At 63.3% G+C, this 20,077-nt stretch carries 13 protein-coding genes and 3 pseudogenes; 8 read left to right on the top strand and 8 right to left on the bottom strand.

Annotated features, from left to right (window positions below):
• Nucleotides 1-189: 189 nt before the first annotated feature.
• Nucleotides 190-1,854 (top strand): putative bifunctional diguanylate cyclase/phosphodiesterase, encoded by a 1,665-nt coding sequence (locus AB5975_09390; protein XDR22004.1) that lies wholly within the window; start codon nt 190-192, stop codon nt 1,852-1,854.
• Between the two features lie 71 nt (nt 1,855-1,925).
• Here AB5975_09390 and AB5975_09385 read toward each other — a convergent pair whose 3' ends face one another.
• Nucleotides 1,926-3,314: a NorM family multidrug efflux MATE transporter gene (locus tag AB5975_09385; protein ID XDR22003.1), complete on the bottom strand. Its 1,389-nt coding sequence runs from the start codon at nt 3,312-3,314 to the stop codon at nt 1,926-1,928.
• 157 nt (nt 3,315-3,471) lie between these two features.
• Between AB5975_09385 and AB5975_09380 the strand changes: the two genes are divergently transcribed.
• On the top strand, nt 3,472-4,398 hold the full coding sequence (locus AB5975_09380) for a LysR substrate-binding domain-containing protein (protein XDR22002.1): 927 nt from the start codon (nt 3,472-3,474) through the stop codon (nt 4,396-4,398).
• 51 nt (nt 4,399-4,449) lie between these two features.
• Here the strand turns inward: AB5975_09380 and AB5975_09375 are convergent, their stop codons facing one another.
• Both AB5975_09375 and AB5975_09370 read right to left on the bottom strand, forming a co-directional pair.
• A complete protein-coding gene (locus AB5975_09375) occupies nt 4,450-5,844 on the bottom strand; it encodes a VOC family protein (protein XDR22001.1) in 1,395 nt (464 codons plus the stop codon).
• A 140-nt stretch (nt 5,845-5,984) separates the two neighbouring features.
• A pseudogene (locus tag AB5975_09370) lies at nt 5,985-6,874 on the bottom strand (LysR family transcriptional regulator).
• A 136-nt stretch (nt 6,875-7,010) separates the two neighbouring features.
• On the opposite strand from AB5975_09370, the gene AB5975_09365 reads away from it, so the two are divergent.
• Together AB5975_09365 and AB5975_09360 are read left to right on the top strand one after the other, a co-directional pair.
• On the top strand, nt 7,011-8,501 hold the full coding sequence (locus AB5975_09365; GenBank protein XDR22000.1) for an aldehyde dehydrogenase family protein: 1,491 nt from the start codon (nt 7,011-7,013) through the stop codon (nt 8,499-8,501).
• A 187-nt stretch (nt 8,502-8,688) separates the two neighbouring features.
• A complete protein-coding gene (locus AB5975_09360; GenBank protein ID XDR21999.1) occupies nt 8,689-9,975 on the top strand; it encodes an NAD(P)/FAD-dependent oxidoreductase in 1,287 nt (428 codons plus the stop codon).
• A 46-nt stretch (nt 9,976-10,021) separates the two neighbouring features.
• Here AB5975_09360 and AB5975_09355 read toward each other — a convergent pair whose 3' ends face one another.
• Nucleotides 10,022-11,449 carry a mechanosensitive ion channel domain-containing protein gene (locus tag AB5975_09355; protein XDR22949.1) on the bottom strand — a complete coding sequence of 476 codons (1,428 nt, stop codon included), beginning with the start codon at nt 11,447-11,449 and terminating at the stop codon, nt 10,022-10,024.
• A 232-nt stretch (nt 11,450-11,681) separates the two neighbouring features.
• Between AB5975_09355 and ycaC (AB5975_09350) the strand changes: the two genes are divergently transcribed.
• The 3 genes from ycaC (AB5975_09350) (at nt 11,682) to AB5975_09340 (ending at nt 14,885) form a co-directional block, all read left to right on the top strand.
• Entirely contained in the window at nt 11,682-12,311 is a 630-nt protein-coding gene (gene ycaC, locus AB5975_09350) for an isochorismate family cysteine hydrolase YcaC (GenBank protein ID XDR21998.1), read from the top strand.
• Nucleotides 12,312-12,427: 116 nt separating this feature from the next.
• Nucleotides 12,428-12,736, top strand: coding sequence for a hypothetical protein (locus AB5975_09345; protein XDR21997.1), 309 nt, complete (start codon nt 12,428-12,430; stop codon nt 12,734-12,736).
• 166 nt (nt 12,737-12,902) lie between these two features.
• Nucleotides 12,903-14,885 carry an amidohydrolase gene (locus AB5975_09340; GenBank protein XDR21996.1) on the top strand — a complete coding sequence of 661 codons (1,983 nt, stop codon included), beginning with the start codon at nt 12,903-12,905 and terminating at the stop codon, nt 14,883-14,885.
• A 75-nt stretch (nt 14,886-14,960) separates the two neighbouring features.
• On the opposite strand, the gene AB5975_09335 is transcribed toward AB5975_09340, so the two are convergent.
• The gene (locus AB5975_09335; GenBank protein ID XDR21995.1) at nt 14,961-15,872 is read right to left on the bottom strand and encodes a LysR substrate-binding domain-containing protein; all 912 of its coding nucleotides are present in this window, start codon (nt 15,870-15,872) and stop codon (nt 14,961-14,963) included.
• 135 nt (nt 15,873-16,007) lie between these two features.
• On the opposite strand from AB5975_09335, the gene ycaC (AB5975_09330) reads away from it, so the two are divergent.
• Complete coding sequence (ycaC, locus tag AB5975_09330) at nt 16,008-16,637, top strand: isochorismate family cysteine hydrolase YcaC (GenBank protein ID XDR21994.1); 630 nt, start codon at nt 16,008-16,010, stop codon at nt 16,635-16,637.
• 176 nt (nt 16,638-16,813) lie between these two features.
• Here ycaC (AB5975_09330) and AB5975_09325 read toward each other — a convergent pair.
• The 3 genes and pseudogenes from AB5975_09325 to AB5975_09315 form a co-directional block, all read right to left on the bottom strand.
• Nucleotides 16,814-17,106 (bottom strand): annotated as a pseudogene (locus tag AB5975_09325) (hypothetical protein).
• Between the two features lie 391 nt (nt 17,107-17,497).
• A complete protein-coding gene (locus tag AB5975_09320; protein XDR21993.1) occupies nt 17,498-19,285 on the bottom strand; it encodes a monovalent cation:proton antiporter-2 (CPA2) family protein in 1,788 nt (595 codons plus the stop codon).
• Between the two features lie 175 nt (nt 19,286-19,460).
• Nucleotides 19,461-19,916 (bottom strand): annotated as a pseudogene (locus AB5975_09315) (ATP-binding protein).
• Nucleotides 19,917-20,077 lie beyond the last annotated feature (161 nt).

Genomic DNA, 20,077 nt, shown 5'->3' with positions numbered 1-20,077 from the left:
TATTAGTGCCACTAATGCTAGTAGCTGAAAAAATCATATTTGCCGGTTTGTTTCGTTTCGCGCAGGATGCACGACAAAATACGTCGGGCTGCTACATCAGAAACATGTATAAAAGTGAAAATCATTTTCATTAAATACAGTAGCATATCCGCCAGATCTCGTTGCACCGTCAAGCCCTAAGGAGCCCGCTTGTCCACGCCTGTCGAACCTTTGCGTTTGCTGCTGTTGGCCGATGAGCCGGAATGGGCCGCCGTGTTGCGCGCGTGCATGCCTGCACTGGGCGGCAGCGCCGTACTGTTGACCGCGCCGAACTGGGAGGCGATCGACAGCCTGTTCAGCCATGATCGCCATGCCGTCGTGTTGGCGACGCCAGCCTTGCAGCCCGCTCCTGGGCGTTGCGAGCTGCCGACCATCCTGCTGCTCGACCATGAGCCCGAGGCACCGCCCAGCGCCGTCAGCGACTGGCTGGTGCGCGACCAGCTCAATGCCGATGGCCTGCGCCGCTCACTGCGCCATGTGCGTGAGCGCAGCGTGCTGGTGGCCACCTTGCAGCGCCTGGCCGAGCAGGACCCGCTGACCGGCATCGCCAACCGCCAAGGCTTCCAGGCTTTGCTCAACGCACGCCTGGCCGAAAACGAAGGCCGTGGCGTTGCGCTTGGCCACCTGGACCTGGACAACTTCCGCCACGTCAATGACGCCCTTGGTCACCAGAGTGGTGACCGCCTGATCCTGCAGGTAGTGGCACGGCTGAAACATCAGCTGGAGGCGGGTGACCAGCTGGCACGTCTGGGTAGCGACGAGTTCGCCTTGTTGATCGACACACGCCGCGACGCCAATCGCGCCGAATGGATTGCCGAACGCATCGTCGAGGCCTTGGCCGAACCCTACTGGATCGACGGCGAAAGCCTGCTGCTGGGCTGCAGCCTGGGCCTGGCCCATGCTCGCGCGCAGAGCGGCGCCGATCCGCTGATGTGGCACGCGCATATCGCCATGCGTCAGGCCAAGGGCAGCCAGGGCTGCACCTTCCATGTGTTCAACGAACGTATCAACCGCAACGCCCGCAGCCTTGCCGACCTGGAAAGCGAACTGCGCCGTGCCCTGCGCCGCGACGAGCTGGAGCTGCACTATCAGCCGCGGATGAACCTGGCAGACGGGCGCATCGTCGGCCTGGAAGCGCTGGTGCGCTGGCGCCATGCCGAGCGCGGGCTGCTGCCACCCAGCGAGTTCGTGCCACTGGCCGAGCAGAGCGGCCTGATCGTGCCCTTGGGTTACTGGGTGATTTCCCGCGCCCTGCGCGATATGCAGGCCCTGTGCGAGCGCGGCCTGGAGCCGTTGCACATGGCGGTAAACCTGAGTTTCCGCCAGTTCCAGGACAGCCAGTTGTTGGCCACCTTGAGCCGGTTGATCCTTGAGCACGGTGTGGATGCCCGCTGGCTGGAGTTCGAACTGACCGAAACGGCGGTGATGCGTCGTAACGAGCTGGTGCGCCAGACCATGGACGCGCTGGGGCGCCTGGGTGTGCGCTTTTCGCTGGATGATTTCGGCACCGGGTTTTCTTCGTTCGTGCACCTCAACAGCCTGCCGATCACCTTGCTCAAGGTGGACCGCAGCTTCGTTGCGGAAATGGAAATGCGTGAAGAGAACCGCAAGCTGGTGCACGCCATGATCAACCTGGCGCACAACCTCAACCTCGAGGTGGTGGCCGAGGGGGTGGAGCGTGAAGAGCAGTTGGCGCTGTTGCGCGGGTTTGGGTGTGACCAGGTGCAGGGCTTCTTGGTCAGCAAGCCATTGCCGGTCGGGGAGTTGATCGAGTTCTTGCTGGATTGCAGCAGGCCGAAGCTGGTTAGCCTGTGAGGTCGTAGGGGAGGGCTTTGCCCTCCATCGCGGCCTTGTGTCGCGATAGGGCTGCAAGGCAGCCCCTGCAATCAAACAGACACCGCAGTCCCACCAGACAAATCAGCCTTTCTCAACAGCCGCTTCATCCGCCACTCAAAGCCAAAGGTCAGCGCCACCGCCGCACACGCCAACCCCAGCGCCAGCCCCCACCAGATACCCACTGCTCCCCCGCCCAGGGTGAAGGTGAACAACCAGGCGCTCGGCGCCCCCACCAGCCAGTAGCACACCAGACCGATCAAGAAGGTGGTCTTGGCGTCCTTGAGCCCACGGATCGAGCCCATGGCAATTGTCTGCATGCCGTCGAACAGCTCGAACCACGCTGCCACCATCAACAACTGCACGGCCACTTGGAAAATCGCGGCGAAGGCTGGGTCATTGCGGTCGATGAACAGCCCCACCAGCGCCTCGGGCAGCAGCAGGAACAACGCGGCAAAGGCAAACATGATCATTGCCCCGAAGCCAATGCCCACACGCCCGGCGCTGCGTGCTGCCAGCAGGTTGCCAGCGCCGTAGTACAGGCCCACGCGCATGGTGACCGCATACGACAAGCCAGTCGGTACCATGAACGCCGTGGACACGATCTGCAGGGCGATCTGGTGCGCCGCCAGTTCGGTGCTGCCCAGCACGCCCATGCACAGCGCGGCGAAGGCGAACAGGCCCACTTCCACCATATAAGTGCCGCCAATCGGCAGGCCCAGCCGCCACAGCTCGCGCAGTGCCGGCAGCGATGGGCGCGACAGGCCCTTGCGCAGTGGGTAGGCGGCGTAGGCCGAGTGCCAGCGGATATACAATGCCAAGGCAATGGCCATGCCCATCGACACCACGGCGGTGACCAGGCCGATGCCCATCAGGCCCAGCTTGGGCAGGCCGAACATGCCTTCGATCAACGCCACGTTGAACAGGTAGTTGAGCACGGTGCCGACCAGGCTGATGACCATCACCGGGGTCGAGCGGCCCAGTGCGCTGGTGAAGCCGCGCAAGGCCATGAAGGTCAGGTAGCCGGGCAGGGCCAGCGGCAGCAGGGTGAGGAATTCTGCGGCCGAGGCCACGTTTTCGGGCTGTTGCCCGAACAGCAGCAGAACCGGCTGAAGGTTCCACAGCACCAGCGCGGCGAACAGCGCCAGGCCCCAGGCCAGCCACAAACCGTTCTGCGCCAGGCGGGTGGCACCCTCGATGTCATTGGCGCCCTTGCGAATTGCAACCAGGGTGCCGACTGCGGCGATCACGCCCAGGCAGAAAATCGACACGAACGAGTAGCTGGCCGCCCCCAGGCCACCACCGGCCAAGGCCTGGGGGCTGATGCGGGCCATCATCAGGGTGTCGGTCAGCACCATCAGCATGTGCGCCAACTGCGAGGCAATCAGCGGCCCGGCCAGGCGCAGCAAAGCCTTGAGTTCTGTGGTGGGCGCGACGTGCATGGGGGCGATCCTTCATTCTGGGGTGATCAACGAACGGCGATTCTGAGGCTTCGGTCAACTTTGCACAAAAGGATAAATCCGATAGTTGGCATGAGTTGAACTCATGCATATATGCTCCTCGGTGATTCACGTCATACGCCCATATTGCAGGTACCACATGTCACGCCAGCTACCACCGCTGTATGCCTTGCGCGCATTCGAAGCTGCCGCGCGGCTAAGCTCCTTCACCCGTGCTGGCGAGGAGCTTTCGATCACCCAAAGCGCCATCAGCCGGCATATCCGCACACTCGAGGAGCATTTTGCCTGCCGCCTGTTCGTGCGCAGTGGCCGCAGCCTGCAACTGACCGAAGCGGGGCGGGTGTTGCTGCCGGGTGTACGTGAGGGCTTCGCGGCGTTTGAGCGGGCTTGCGAAACCTTGTGTGGCGAAGACGATATTCTGCGCATGAAAGCCCCATCGACCCTGACCATGCGCTGGCTGCTGGCGTGCCTGAGCCGTTTTCGCCACCTGCAACCGGGTAACGAGGTGCAACTGACCAGCGCGTGGATGGACGTCGACCATGTGGACTTCAACCAGGAGCCGTTCGATTGCGCGGTGTTGCTCAGTGATGGGGTGTTCCCCGCAGACTGGGAGGTGCGCAAGCTGTTCCCGGAGCTGCTGATCCCGGTCGGTGCGCCTGACCTGCTCGACGAACAACCCTGGGACGTGTGCCGGCTGGCTAGCATCGAGTTGCTGCACCCCACGGTGGACAAGCGCGATTGGCGGGAGTGGCTGGAGCGCATGGGGCTTGGCGACAAGGTGTCGCTCAAGGGTGGCCAGGTGTTCGACACACTGGAGCTGGGCATGATTGCCGCCGCGCGGGGCTACGGGATTTCAATGGGCGATTTACTGATGGTGGCCGAGGACGTGGCGCAAAAGCGCTTGAGCCTGCCTTGGCCGACGGCCGTGCCCAGCGGGATGGATTACTACCTTGTGTGGCCGCGAACCCGGCGAGGCGGCGAGCGGTTGCGGCGCTTGAGTGTGTTTCTGGAGCAGGAGGTGGCGGCGATGGATTTGCCCGATGTGGAAATCCTGCCGCCTCTCTGATCGCCTGTGCCGTCCCTTTCGCGGGCGAGCCCGCGAAAGGGACGGAAAGCCTTACATCGAACCCAGGTTCAATGCTTGTGCGCAGGCTTGCAGCGAGCGGCGTTCGCTTTGTGCATACAACGCCAGCTCATCCTGCACCTGCAGCCCCAACGCCGCTTCGAAGGCATCGCGGTTGGCGTTGCTGCCGTACTCGGCCTGCGCGTCGTCGCCCAGGTTGGACTGGAAGATCCCCGCCGCGCTCACCGGCAGGAAGTCCTCGTACACCAGCGCTTCGAAGTGCACATGGCCAGCGTCGATCAGCCCTTGCAGGGTAGTCGGGCGGCCTTCCTGGTCACGCGCGGCCAGGCCTTTCTCAGTCGCGAAATAGCGGAAATACGCCAGGCCTTGCTCACGCATCTGCGCCAGGTCGTCCGGGAATTCGGCAAAGGTTGCCTTCAGCAGCGCCATGTAGCGCTCGGCATTGGCCTCGGCCGGTGCGCCACCCAACGCGGCGCGGGTAGCGTCGAGCAGTTTGTCGTACAGCTGGCGGCCTTTCGGCGTCAGCGCCGCGCCGCGTTGCTCAATCTCGCCAAAGCGCGCGGTGTGGCTGCCTTCGCTACCTTGCTGGTCGCTGAACGCGACCCTTTCCTGCAGGGCCTTGAAGCTGGTCTGGCGCAGCAGGATCGGGTGGCGACGAGTGGGCGGGCCTTCGACCACGGCCTTTGGCGGGATGCCCTTGGCCGGCATGCCGACCTGGATTGCATCGATGTCCAGGGTACGCGGCGTGAGGTGGTTGATGTGCGGGCCCTTGAAGGCCACCACATCGGCGATCAGGCGATGCTGGTCGTGCAACTGCTGGTATTGCTCGGCTGTGACGGTGGCGTCATGGTGCCAGCGGAAAGTGTGCAGGGCTTCTTGCACGAAGGCTTCGGCATCCGCTGCGTTAAGGCCGCCATCACGTTCGCACTGGGCGATCAGCTCGAGGGCGCGGGCGGTGAAGATCTGGCGTTTGGCCAGAATGCTCTGGGCCAACTCGCGCAGCTGCGGGTTGTCGATCAGCTCCAGGCGCAGCAGCGAGGTGAATACACGGAACGGGCTGACGTGCAGCGCCTGCTCGTGCACCGCACGGAAGGCAGTGGAGTGCACCGGCACGCCGGCAGAGCTGAGGTCGTAGTAGCCGACCGGCTGCATGCCCATGACCGCAAACAGGCGCGCGATGGTGGCCAGTTCTTCAGCGGTGCCCACACGGATGGCGCCGTGGCGCTCCTGGTCCAGGCGTTCGATTTCGCCGGTCCAGCGCAGGGCCTCGGCCACTTCGGGTTGCTGGGCCATGACCTGCTGGTTGATTTCGCTCACCAGCTCCAGCAGCGTGCCGTACAGCGGCACTTCCTGTTTGTACATGAGCGACATGGCGGCAGAGAACTGCGCGCGAATGCTGTCTGGGCTGACGAAATCGTGGGCGGGCATCGCTAGCTTCCTGGTTGGGTTCGGACGCTTACATGAAAGCTGGGAATGCACTTGGCTCACAAGCGAAAAAAAGTGAGTGTGTCATTCCTTTTTTGATCGACCTTCAGGGCGCTTTCGCAGGTAACTCCGCGAAGAAGCCCTCAAGCCTGAAGTTGCTCACGAATCCATTCCACCAATGCCCTTACCTTGGGCACCTCCGCCGCATGCTCGGCATACGCCAGGTAATGTGCCCCGGCACTGCGCATCGCATGGTTCCACGGCACCATCAGGCTACCCTCGGCCAACTCCTTTGCCGCCAGGTAGCGCGGTACCAGCGCCACGCCGCACCCGGCCTGCGCCGCGCTCAACGCCATATAGAACGTATCGAAGCGTGGCCCGTGATAGGCGTTGACGCTCTGCAGGTCTTGCTCCAGGAACCACTCATGCCAGGCCTCCGGTCGCGACGTGCTCTGCAACAGCACCAGGTCGGCCAGCTCTGCGGCATCGCCCAGCGTGCGCCCGGCCAGCAGCTCCGGCGCGCACACCGGTACCACCTCTTCGCGGAACAGCTCCACGCAGGTAGCCCCGGCCAAGTGCCCTGGCCATAGAAGAACACCACGTCAGCCGAACCCTGTAGCAAGGCGAACGGCTCCATCTCGTTGCGGATGTCCAGGTGGATATTGCTGTGCCGTTTGCCAAAGCCCTTCAGGTGCGGGATCAACCAGCGCACGCCAAAACTCGGTTGCGTGGCTACCTTCAATATCTCGGTCTGCTCGCCATAAGTGAGCACGTAGCGGCTGGACATATCCACCTGGGTGAGGATCTTGTTGACCTCGGCCAGGTACAGGCTTCCGGCCGGGGTCAGCTGCAGGCGCCGGCGGATGCGCAGGAACAGGTGGTGGCGCAGCATGTCTTCAAGCTGCGCCACCTGCTTGCTGACCGCGCTCTGGGTCAGGTGCAGCTCTTCGGCGGCACGGGTAAAGCTCAAGTGGCGGGCTGCAGCTTCAAAGCACTGCAGGGCGGTCATGGAAGGCACCAGGCGTTTGGACATAGCGGTCTCTGCGGCTCGAATCATTACCTGGTGGAATGATATGCGGAATAAAGGTCGTTTGTTGTACCTATGTGATCGGATTAATACTGATCCCCATCAATTTTCCACCCCATCACCCGATGTAGGAGAAGCACTAATGGTTGCTGGATTGCTCGAGCGCCTTGGCGTTGCCGCCGAGGCTTACACCCAGGGCGACTACCCTGTTCACACGCCGATCGACGGCAGCCAGATCGCCTCGGTGAAACTGCTCGGCAAGGCCGAGACCATCGCCCGCATCGATCAGGCCCAAAGCGCCTTCGACGCCTGGCGCACTGTGCCGGCCCCGCGCCGTGGCGAATTGGTACGCCTGTTCGGCGAAGTGCTGCGCGAGCACAAGGCCGACCTGGGCGAGCTGGTTTCGATCGAAGCCGGCAAGATCACTCAGGAAGGCCTGGGTGAAGTGCAGGAAATGATCGACATCTGCGACTTCGCCGTGGGCCTGTCGCGCCAGCTGTACGGCCTGACCATCGCCTCCGAGCGCCCAGGCCACCACATGCGCGAAACCTGGCACCCGCTGGGCGTGGTCGGTGTAATCAGCGCCTTCAACTTCCCGGTTGCGGTGTGGGCCTGGAACACCGCGCTGGCCCTGGTGGCCGGTAACTCGGTAGTGTGGAAGCCGTCCGAGAAGACCCCGCTGACCGCCCTGGCCTGCCAGGCGCTGTTCGAAAAAGCCCTGAAAGCCTTTGGCGACGCCCCGGCTGGCCTGGCGCAACTGGTGATCGGCGGCCGTGAAGCCGGCGAAGCCATGGTCGATGACCCGCGTGTCCCGCTGGTCAGCGCCACCGGCAGCACCCGCATGGGGCGCGAAGTCGGCCCACGTGTGGCCGCCCGCTTTGGCCGCAGCATCCTGGAACTGGGCGGCAACAACGCCATGATTCTGGCCCCGAGCGCGGACCTGGACCTGGCCGTGCGCGGCATCCTGTTCTCCGCTGTCGGCACCGCCGGCCAGCGTTGCACCACGCTGCGCCGCCTGATCGTGCACCGCTCGATCAAGGACGAAGTGGTTGCCCGCGTCAAAGCCGCCTACGGCAAAGTGCGCATTGGCGACCCGCGCAAGGACAACCTGGTGGGCCCGCTGATCGACAAGCTGTCGTTCGACGCCATGCAAGGTGCGCTGGCCAAGGCCCGCGACGAGGGTGGCCAGGTATTTGGTGGCGAGCGTCAGCTGGCCGACCAGTACCCGAACGCCTACTACGTGTCGCCTGCCATTGCCGAAATGCCGGCGCAAAGCGATGTGGTGCGCCACGAAACCTTCGCCCCGATCCTGTACGTGCTGGCTTATGACGACTTCGAAGAGGCCCTGCGCCTGAACAACGAAGTGCCACAAGGCCTGTCGTCGTGCATCTTCACCACCGACATTCGCGAAGCCGAGCGCTTCCAGAGTGCTTCGGGCAGCGACTGCGGCATCGCCAACGTCAACATCGGCACCAGCGGCGCCGAGATCGGCGGTGCGTTCGGTGGCGAGAAGGAAACCGGTGGTGGCCGTGAGTCGGGTTCGGATGCCTGGAAGGGCTACATGCGTCGTCAGACCAACACCGTGAACTATTCGCGTGAGCTGCCGCTGGCACAGGGTATCGTGTTCGACTGATGGTTTGATGCTGCATGGCCGGGGGCTATGCCCCCGGTTCGCGGGTGAACCCGCTCCCACAGGGACAACACAGCTTTCGGAACCTGTGATGTCCCTGTGGGAGCGGGTTCACCCGCGAATGGGCCGCAAAGCGGCCCCGATAAACCAGATGCACCTGCAATAAGAACAACACTGCTGGAGCCGGGCCATGTCCGAACTGCGTCAAGAATGCTTGTGGGAATTCGTCAGCAAACCGAGCGTTGCCGCCCAGGCCCTGGCCGGTGAGCACAAGGCCGATGTCTGCGTGATCGGCGGCGGTATCACCGGTCTGTCGGCAGCCATCCATCTGCTCGAACAGGGCAAGTCGGTGATCTTGCTGGAGGCGTGGAAGATCGGCCACGGTGGTTCCGGGCGCAACGTCGGCCTGGTCAACGCTGGCACCTGGATCCGCCCCGACGACGTCGAGGCCACCCTCGGCCAGAAGCAAGGCAGCCGCCTGAACAAGGTGCTTGGCGAAGCCCCGGCTGAAGTGTTCGCCATGATCGAACGCCTTGGCATCGACTGCCAGGCCCAGCACAAAGGCACGCTGCACATGGCGCATAACGCCACGGGCATCGCCGACCTCGAAGCCCGCCACGAACAATGGCGCCGCCGTGGTGCCGACGTCGAGCTGCTGACCGGCGCCCAATGCCAGGAATACTGCGGCACCAACAAGATCTCTGCCGCGCTGCTCGACCGCCGCGCCGGCACCATCAACCCGATGGGCTACACCCAGGGCCTGGCCGCCGCCGTGGCCCGCCTGGGCGGCAAGCTGTTCCAGCAGTCTTCGGTCGAAGGCCTGGAGCGTGACGGCGATGCTTGGCGGGTGAAGACTGCGCGGGGTTCGGTGCGCGCCGACAAGGTGGTGATTTCCACTGGTGCCTACACCGAAGGCGACTGGAGCAACCTGCAGAAGCAGTTTTTCCGCGGTTACTACTACCAGGTGGCTTCCAAGCCTTTGCAAGGCGCAGCCGCCGACAAGGTGCTGCCGCATGGCCAGGGCTCGTGGGACACCCGCACCGTGCTCAGCAGCATCCGCCGCGACGACCAGGGCCGCCTGTTGCTCGGCAGCCTGGGCCGGGTCGACAACAAGCCAGCGTGGTTCGTGCGCAGCTGGGCGGACCGGATCCAGAGCCACTACTACCCGGAACTGGGCAAGGTCGAGTGGGAAATGCACTGGACCGGTTGCATCGACTTCACCCCCGACCACCTGATGCGCCTGTTCGAGCCGGCGCCGGGGCTGGTGGCGGTGACGGGGTACAACGGGCGGGGCAATACCACGGGCACCGTGATCGGTCGGGCATTTGCCGAGTTTTTGCTGAAAGGGGAAGCGGACAGCCTGCCGATTCCGTTTTCGCCCATGAGCGGGGTGAGTGCGCCTTCATTGCGCACCGCGTTCTATGAGTCCGGCTTCTCGCTGTACCACGCGGGGCAATGCTTGAGAGTTGTGCTGTAAGCATTGGCCTCTTCGCGGGTGAACCCGCGAAGAGGCCAGTACCGGCTTACTTGTGTAACCAGCTGAGGAAGCCGCCTTTCTTGATCAGGGCCGGCTTCTGCAGCAACAACGACTCGCGGTTCTGCCGCCGAAACCGCTGCAACTTGCTCAACGCCGTCTGCACTTCGCCACGCTGCTGCAGGCAGCTCTTCACCTGTTCCTTGTCGATGCGGTACAGCACGCAGCTGGTCAGCGTGCGGAACTCGGCCAGCGAATCGTCTTCGTCGATGATGCCCTCGATCCCCAGCACTTCACCCGGCCCCATGCGCCCGGCTTCCAGCAGTTTGTCGCCATCGCGCACCGACGCCGATACCACCCCGCTGCCAATCACCAGCAAATGATCTGAATGCTCGCCAACCCCCAGGATCACCTGGTCCGGCAGGTACTCCACTGCGGTCATGCGCTGGCTCAAGGCGTCTCGCTCTTCATCGCTCAGCGAGCGGAACACGCGGACCTCGTCCAGCACTTCGCGCTGGCGGCTGCGCGGCGGCACGGCCAGGTCGACGTTCCACATCACTCCGCTGGCTTCCAGATGCCGGTGCGCCAGGTCGAACAGCTGGTTGCGCGCGTCACCCTTGGCGCCCATATCGGCCACGAAGCCACTGGCCTCGTACTCCACTGACTCCAGCGTCGAGGCCTTCACCGTTACTTTCGGTTTTGGGGTGGCAAGAATGGCACTGACGCCTTGCAAGGCCTTTTCCAGCGCGTCGAACACCCGCTTGGGGCGCACCTTGGCCGGCACCACCACGCTGATCGTGACCCCATGCACATCGGCCGGGCGGCTGTGGTTGAGCAGCCGTGCCTTGGCCGCCACCGAGTTGGGGATCACCGCCAAACTGCCGCTGCCGGTGAGCAAGCGGGTGGCGCGCCAGTCGATGTCCAGCACCTTGCCTTCGGTGCCGTCGATAGAGATGGAATCGCCGATCTGGTAGGGCCGCGTGGTGTTCAGCACGATGCCGCTGAACACGTCGGCCAGGGTGCTCTGCAACGCCAGGCCAATGACGATGGCCATCACCCCGGAGGTGGCCAGCAGGCCCTTCACCGGCAGCTGCATCACATAGCCTGCGGCAGCCACCACGGCGGCCAGGAAGATCAACGCCCCCAGCACATCCTGCAGCAACCGCCCGCCATGGCTGCCACGGGCTACCAGCAACAGGCCGAACACCACGGTCACCGTGCGTGCGCCAAACAGCCACCAGCCGATCGCCAGCACCGTGGCCATCAGGTTGCGCGAGACATCGTCGGGCCAGGGCGGTGGTTGCAACGGGCTCATGCCGGCGGCCACCAGCACTGAGCTGAACAGCAGGAATATCACCAGCCGCGTACCGATGCGCCAGGCTCGGCGCTGCATGGGGATGGCTTGCCAGAGCACGAGGTCGAGCAGGATCAGGGCGGTACCGAGCAACAACGGGGATGACTGGATGAACGCCAGCATGGTGGTCTCGGGGTGAGGGGAGGGCTGTGGGTAGTAATAGAGCAGGTTTGCAGGGCAGGCAATGGCAGCCCGCGAAGAGGCCAGCAAAACCAACGCCAATCTATCGTTCCTAAAACAGAACGCTCAAGCCAAAAACCACCATCTACCGCTCCAAAGGTCCTGGTTTTAATCTTCAAACATCAACGCGAAACACCCCACTTACTGAAAATCAAAACCATCAGGAGCTGCCACCATGACTCACTTCAAATACAACCGCCTGAACAAAGGCGACGCCGCCGTACTGCTGGTCGACCATCAGGCTGGCCTGCTGTCCCTGGTCCGCGACATCGAGCCGGACGCGTTCAAGAACAACGTGCTGGCCCTGGCCGACCTGGCCAAGTTCTTCAATCTGCCGACCATCCTCACCACCAGCTTCGAGCAAGGCCCCAACGGCCCGCTGGTGCCGGAGCTCAAAGCGCTGTTCCCGGACGCCCCATACATCGCCCGCCCAGGCCAGATCAACGCCTGGGACAACGAAGACTTCGTCAAGGCCGTGAAGGCCACCGGCAAGAAGCAGCTGATCATCGCCGGCGTCGTGACCGAAGTGTGTGTTGCCTTCCCGGCCCTGGCGGCACTGGAGGAAGAGTTCGAAGTGTTCGTGGTGACCGATGCCTCCGGGACCTTCAACGCCATGACCCGTGACGCCGCCCATGACCGCATGAGCCGGGCCGGTGCGCAGCTGATGACCTGGTTCGGCGTGGCCTGTGAGCTGCACCGCGACTGGCGCAACGACATCGAAGGCCTGGCCGCGCTGTGCTCCAACCACATCCCGGACTACCGCAACCTGATGACTAGCTACAACGCCTTCAACGCCGGCAAGTAAGCCAACCTTTCCGGGCACCCCCAGGCGGTGCCCGGCCAGGGCTGCATACCCATCCAATCCACCGCCCGTCCGCCGTTGCACAGTGGATGCGGGCAAGCTCATCCCAAGGAACGCCGATGAACACCGCACTCCAAGACAACCGCGAAGTGGTGACCGTATGCCTGCAACACAAGGTGCTCGGTAGCCCAACGGGCGCCACGGTAGCTCAACCGCCGCGCTGGAAGCAGGCGCTGCTGACCTACCTGGTGATCTGCCCGATGACCATGGTCATTCCGCAACTGCTGGCGCCGCTGTTCGCACGCTTCCCGCAGTTGGGCGGCCCGATCACCGGCAACCTGGTCGTGAACCTGTTCGTCATCCTGCCCGTGGTGTTCTACATCATGCCTTGGGTAACCCGCCGCTGCGCCAATTGGCTGCGTGGGTGAGCCGCGCCGTCTCGGGCTTGACCTCGAATGGGCAGCCTTGGCGGCACAAAATTTGATCAGGGCTAACCTTCTACAACCCATCGCACAGCCATCCAGGCCCTGACCCAGCACCAACCGGCATGCTCCACAGTTGCGCCTGCCACCGCACCCAGAGACGGAGAACATCATGTCCCAGGACCGCAACGACAAGACCCGTCGCCAGTTCCTCGCCACCAGCACCGTGCTCGGTGCCGCCGGCGCGCTCTGGTCCGCATTGCCCTTCACCGGCCAAGCCGGTTCAGCTCACGCATCCAGCCAAGGAGGTTCCATGTCCGCCGACCTGATTCTGTTCAACGGCAAACTACACACCGTTGACCGTGAAAAACCTACCGCGACTGCTGTCGCCATCAAGGATGGCCGCTTCGTCGCCGTGGGCAACGATGCCGAGGCCATGGCCCACAAGGGGGCAGCCACGCAAATCATCGACCTCAAACAGCGCACGGTGATCCCAGGCCTGAACGACTCGCACCTGCACTTGATCCGCGGCGGCCTGAACTACAACCTGGAGTTGCGCTGGGAAGGCGTGCCGTCGGTGGCTGATGCCTTGCGCATGCTCAAGGACCAGGCCGCACGCACGCCTACGCCGCAGTGGGTGCGTGTGGTCGGTGGCTGGAACGAATTCCAGTTCGCCGAGAAACGCATGCCGACCCTGGAAGAGATCAACCAGGCCGCGCCCGACACCCCGGTGTTCCTGCTGCACCTTTACGACCGCGCACTGCTCAACCGCGCGGCACTCAAGGCTGTTGGCTACTCCAAGGACACGCCGAACCCGCCGGGTGGTGAAATCCAGCGGGACAAGTTCGGCAACCCGACCGGCATGCTGATCGCCCGCCCCAACGCAATGATCCTCTACGCCACGCTGGCCAAGGGGCCGAAGCTGCCACTGGAGTACCAGGTCAACTCCACCCGCCAGTTCATGCGCGAACTCAACCGCCTGGGCCTGACCAGTGCCATCGACGCCGGTGGCGGCTACCAGAACTTCCCCGACGACTACTCGGTGATCCAGGAGCTGGCCGACAACAACCAGCTGACCGTGCGCATTGCCTACAACCTGTTCACCCAGAAGCCCAAGGAAGAACTGGACGACTTCAAGAAGTGGACCGCCAGCGTCAAGCTGCACAGCGGCACCGACTTCCTGCGCCATAACGGCGCCGGTGAAATGCTGGTGTTCTCGGCCGCCGACTTCGAAGACTTCCTCGAGCCGCGCCCGGACCTGCCACAGACCATGGAGGAAGAGCTGGAGCCGGTGGTGCGCCACCTGGTCGAGCAACGCTGGCCATTCCGCTTGCACGCCACCTACAACGAATCGATCACGCGGATGCTCGACGTGTTCGAGAAGGTCAACCGCGACATCCCGTTCAACGGCCTGCCGTGGTTCTTCGACCACGCCGAAACCATCACCCCGCAGAACATCGAGCGCGTGCGCGCCTTGGGCGGTGGTATCGCCGTCCAGGACCGCATGGCCTTCCAGGGTGAATATTTCGTCGATCGCTACGGCGCCAAGGCGGCTGAGCAGACCCCGCCAATCAAGCGCATGCTCGACATGGGCGTGCCGGTGGGCGCTGGTACCGACGCCACCCGTGTGTCCAGCTACAACCCGTGGACCTCGCTGTACTGGCTGGTCAGCGGCAAGACCGTTGGCGGCATGGCGCTGTACCCGGAAGGCCTGAGCCGCGATACCGCGCTGCAGCTGTTTACCCAGGGCAGTGCCTGGTTTTCCAGCGAACAGGGCAAGAAGGGCCAGATCAAAGTGGGCCAGTTGGCCGACCTGGCGGCGTTGTCGCTGGACTTCTTCAGCGTCGATGAAGAGGCGATCAAGGGCATCGAGTCGGTGCTGACGATCGTCGATGGCAAGGTGGTGTACGGCGCAGGTGAGTTCGACAAACTGGGCCCGCCGCAGGTGCCTGTGTTGCCGGAATGGTCGCCGGTGGTCAAGGTGCCGGGGCACTGGCGCGTCGGTACGCCATCGTTGGCCGCCGCCGTGCACCAGTGCAGCGGGCCATGCGGGGTGCATGCGCACAGCCATGAGAAAGCGCGGCATTCGAGCGTACCGGTGAATGACTTCCAGGGCTTCTGGGGTGCGCTGGGTTGTTCATGCTTTGCTTTCTAAGCTGAACTGATGTGAAAAGGGGGCCAGTTTTGGCCCCCTTTTCTGTTCTTTCACTGCTGGCGCTTTCGCCGGTGCTCAAGCCATGTCGCTGATGGCAAATTCCTCAGCCAGATGATCGATCAACGCTCGCACCGACGGCAGCAACCCGCGCCGCGACGGGAAGATCGCATGCACGATCCCGCAACGCGGGTGCCACTCAGGCAGCAGCTCTACCAGCCGCCCTGCCGCCAGGTCTTCACGCACCGCCACTCGCGGCAAGTGGGCAATCCCCACGCCTGCCACCACGAAGTGGCGCAACGCGAACAGATCGTCAGTCACCATGCGCGGCTTATGCGGGATGACGATGCTGCGGCTGTTGCCCTCACCCTGAAACAGCTCCCACTGGTACTCACGCTGGGCACTGCCCCAGTGCACGCTCGGTAGCGTGCCGAGCAGCTGTGGGTCGAAACCTTTGGGCAATTGCTCCAGGTATTGCGGCTGGCCGACCAGGCACTGGGTGCTGTTGCTCAGCACCTTCATCACCATGTCGGTGTTCTCCAGCGGCGGAAAGCGCACCCGCAGGGCAATGTCGAAGCCCTCGTGCAACAGGTCGACACGGCGGTTGGTACTTTCGATGAACAACTCCACCTGCGGGTACTTGAGCATGTAGCGGGTCAGCATCGGCCCAACCCAGGAATTGAGCAGGGTAGTCGGGCAACTGATGCGCACCAGCCCGCGTGGTTCGCTGCGGTTGCGCTCGATGATCTCTGCCGCGCCCTCGGCCTCTACGCGCATGGCCAGGCAGCGGTTGTAGTAGGCCTGGCCGATCTCGGTCAGTGAGCAGTGCCGGCTGGTGCGGTGCAGCAAGCGCACGCCCAGGCGGTCTTCAAGGTCGGCGATGCGCCGGCTGAGCTTTGACTTGGGCATGTCCAGCGCCCGGCCGGCTGGGGCGAAGCCACCGTGCTCAACGACTTGGGTGAAGTAGTAGAGGGAGTTGAGGTCTTCCAATGATCGTTCTCCAAATGGAACGCTAAAGGCATTTTTCGCAGTCTACCGCCGTGAAGGTGATGATTTTAATCTGTGCCCATCAACGCGAAACACCCCGAATTGCTGAAAAATTCATAACCCTTAGGAGCACAGACCATGAGCAAATTCACCTACAACCGCCTGAACAAAGACGACGCCGCCGTGCTGCTGGTGGACCACCAGGCTGGCCTGCTGTCCCTGGTGCGCGACATCGAGCCGGACAAGTTCAAGAACAACGTGCTGGCCCTGGCTGACCTGGCCAAGTTCTTCAACCTGCCGACCATCCTCACCACCAGCTTCGAGCAAGGCCCCAACGGCCCGCTGGTGCCAGAACTGAAAGCCCTGTTCCCGGATGCCCCGTACATCGCCCGCCCAGGCCAGATCAACGCCTGGGACAACGAAGACTTCGTCAAGGCGGTGAAGGCCACCGGCAAGAAGCAGCTGATCATTGCCGGTGTGGTGACTGAGGTCTGCGTAGCCTTCCCGGCGCTGTCGGCGCTGGAAGAAGAGTTCGATGTGTTTGTGGTGACTGATGCTTCCGGTACTTTCAACGAAATGACCCGCGATGCTGCTCATGACCGCATGAGCCAGGCGGGCGCCCAGCTGATGACCTGGTTCGGCGTGGCCTGTGAGCTGCACCGCGACTGGCGCAACGATGTGGAAGGGCTGGCTGCGCTGTGCTCCAACCACATTCCGGATTATCGGAATTTGATGACCAGCTACAACGCGTTGACTGCGGGTAAGTAACCAACCCATAGCAGTGCGCGCAAAGGCCGGCTCTCTCTATAGGGGGCCGGCCTTTTTTGTTTGCTGTGCTGGCCTCTTCGCGGGTGAACCCGCTCCCACAGGTACTGCACAGTTTCAGAACCAGTGGTGATCCTGTGGGAGCGGGGTCACCCGCGAAAGGGCCGGTACAGGCGGCATCAATTCATTGGCTGTGACTCAATCCCATCCAGCAGTGCCTCAACCAGCCCTTCTGCCATTTCGAGTGAGTTTAGGTTGCTCCAGAACAGGCTTTTGCCTGTCTCATCCAGATGCTCCAGGGCTTTGTAGCCACAGTCGTAGGCACCGCGCAGGTACTGGGCGACATGTACCAGGGCGTCGTGGGCTGAGACGCCGGGGTTTACGGTGAACAATGGGGATGGCCGGCATCGCAGCGGCTGAAAGGGCGTTGTGTGGTGTTGGGGAGGGGTGGATCGGGAACAATCTTTTTCATAGCCAAACTCCGATAGAGGTTGGCCGGCACCATCCGTTTCCACGCGAAGGGTGGCGGCTGCACGCGGGGTGGAAAGCCGGGCTATCGGAACCCCGGCAGGCCATACGGCCTCCCGCGTGCAACTGCCATGACGACAGCTGTTCCGATTACCTGCCGGGTTTCCACACCCGATCGCTGAACCGACAGCGACCCGGTCAGCCTAGAGAGCAGGCCTTCCCCGGACAATCAGACGGGCGTCGACACGGGGTGTAGGATAAATCCTCGGGATCGGCGGTAACGTAGGAAATGGTTGGTCGGGAAGTAGGATCTTGCTGAGAATCGGACGATTCCGTGATGGTTTCTTGGGTGCGCGTAATGGCGCCACAACCCTCAAGGCGTACGACAAAGGCCCTCAATCCCCATCCGAATCAAACAACCGCGCCAGCTCCACCCGCGCCTCCTTGGCCGTCTGCATCACCTTGGCCCGGTCATCGCGCACATGCCCCTGGGCCACCAGCACTTCTTCGTCATGTTGGGTAAACCGCGCAATACGGTCCGCCGCCTGTTCATCGCTCAAGCCCAACCCCACCAGCGCCCGGCGGGTCATTTCCAGGCTGGAGTAGAACGTCTCGCGAATCGGCTCGGCGCCTGCATCCACCAACTTGTGCACATGCTGGCGGTTACGTGCCCGGGCGAGCACTTTAAGGTGTGGGTACAGGCGTTTCACCCGTTCGGCGGTATGAATGGCAGCTTCAGGGTCATCGATGGTGATGATGAAGTACTCCGCTTCACCCACCTTGGCGGCGTGCAGCACCTCGGGGCGCAGGGGGTCGCCGTAGAACACCGGCACCTGTTCGAACATGCGGGTCATCTCGATGGTGTCCACCGAGGTTTCCAGGGCAATGAACGGGATCTTCTGCGCACGCAGGATGCGCGCGACGATCTGGCCCATGCGGCCCATGCCGACGATCACCACCCGCGGCGTATCCGTCTGGATCTGCTTGTACTGCTCGGGCACTTCACGCGCCGGTTGCGGGCGTTTGAGGGCGCGGGTGCAGCCCAGCATCAGCAGCGGGGTAATGGCCATCGACAGGGTGATGGTCATCAGCAGCAGGTCGTAGGTCTGGGTGTCGAACAGGCCCTGGTCCTTGCCCAGCTTGAACACCACGAAGGCGAACTCGCCACCCGCCGCCAGCACCATGCCCAGGCGCAGGGCGCTGGCGCTGTTCAGGCCACCAACCAGGCGGCCGACGCCTATCAGCAGCACCAGCTTTACCGCCACCAGCAGCAGGGTCAGGCCCAGCACCACCAGCGGCATGTCCAGCAGCAGGCGAAGGTTGGCGCCCATGCCCACGCTGATGAAGAACAGCCCCAGCAGCAGGCCCTTGAACGGCTCGATCTGCGATTCCAGCTCGTGGCGATATTCCGAATCGGCCAGCAGCAGGCCGGCGAGGAAGGCGCCAAGGGCCATGGAAATGCCGGCTTCTTCCATCAGCCAGGCCGTGCCGATCACCACCAGCAGCGCGGTGGCGGTGGACACCTCCGGCAGGCCGGTGCGGGCTACGGTGCGGAACACCGGGCGTAGCAGGTAGCGGCCGCCGATGATCACCACGGCGATGCTGGCGAACACCTTGAGGCCGTGTTGCAGGCTGTCGCCGTGACTGGTGTCCGGGCCACTGGCGGCCAGCAGCGGCACCAGGGCGATAAGCGGTATGGCGGCGATGTCCTGGAACAACAGGATGGCGAATGCCAGGCGGCCGTGCGGGGCGTTGAGTTGCTTGCTCTCGGCCAGGCTCTGCAGGCCAAGGGCGGTGGACGATAGCGCCAGGCCCAGGCCGAGCACGATGGCAGCCGGCAGTGTCTGGCTGAAGCCGAACAGGGCGATGGCACCGATCAGCGCGCCGGTCAGCAGCACCTGGGCAGTACCGACACCGAACACCGACTTGCGCATCAGCCACAAGCGCTTGGGCGACAGTTCCAGGCCGATGATGAACAGCAGCAGCACCACCCCCAGCTCGGAAATGTGCGCCACGCTTTCGGTGTCGCGGATCAAACCCAGCGCTTGCGGGCCGATGACCACGCCGGCCAGCAGGTAACCGAGCACGGCACCCAGTTGCAGGCGCTTGGCCAGCGGGACAGCGAGGACGGCGGCAAGCAGGAAAATCACCGCGGTTTGCAGAAGGCTGCCTTCGTGTGGCATTGGCTCGTACTCCATGAGCTGCCGGGGCAGCGTTTGAACAGTTTGGCCGACGATTCTGGGGCTTGGAGTGGGGGCAGACAATCTGCTGCCAGGGAGAAACATTGTCCTGATAGAAGAGACGATAGCGGTGGCCAGCGATCAATTGGCGAGCAGCCATGGGCCGCACAAGGCGAATCTAACCGCTCCCTGGTCGGTATTGCAGGGCCTCGGCCAGATGCGGCCTGCCAATCGTTTCACAACACTCCAGGTCCGCCAGTGTCCGCGCCACTTTCAACAACCGGTGTGCCGATCGCAACGACAAGGTCAGCCGCTCGCAGGCCCCCTCCAGCCAGGCCTGGTCCGCCGGCGCCAACCCGCAGTGGCGGCGCAAGCCCTCGAGATCGAGAAAAGCATTCGCACACCCTTGCCGCTTGTGCTGCACCGCGCGCGCCTGGGCCACTTTGGCCGCCACATCGGCACTGGGCTCACCGCAGGGTTGGTTGTTCAGCGTGGTGCTCTCGCGGGCCACGGTCAGGTGCAGGTCGATGCGGTCCAGCAGTGGCCCGGACAGCTTGTTGCGATACCGTGCGATCTGCTCGGTGCTGCAGCGGCAGCGGCCGGTGGGGTCGCCCAGGTAGCCGCACATGCACGGTCGACATAGTATCAATGGACAAGCGCTGAAGGCGGCGTAAACGAACGGTTTGGACTGCTCATAAAGTGTCCATGGATATCTTGAATGAACGTGGACATCAGACTCGAAAATGTCCATAGGCAATGGGATTTAGTCATTGGCTGGGCAATTGCACTCCACTT

The sequence above is a fragment of the Pseudomonas putida genome (assembly GCA_041071465.1).
GTDB classification, from domain to species: domain Bacteria; phylum Pseudomonadota; class Gammaproteobacteria; order Pseudomonadales; family Pseudomonadaceae; genus Aquipseudomonas; species Aquipseudomonas putida_P.
Note: the sequence above shows the minus strand (reverse complement) of the source record. Positions and strands in the feature narration are given on the sequence as shown.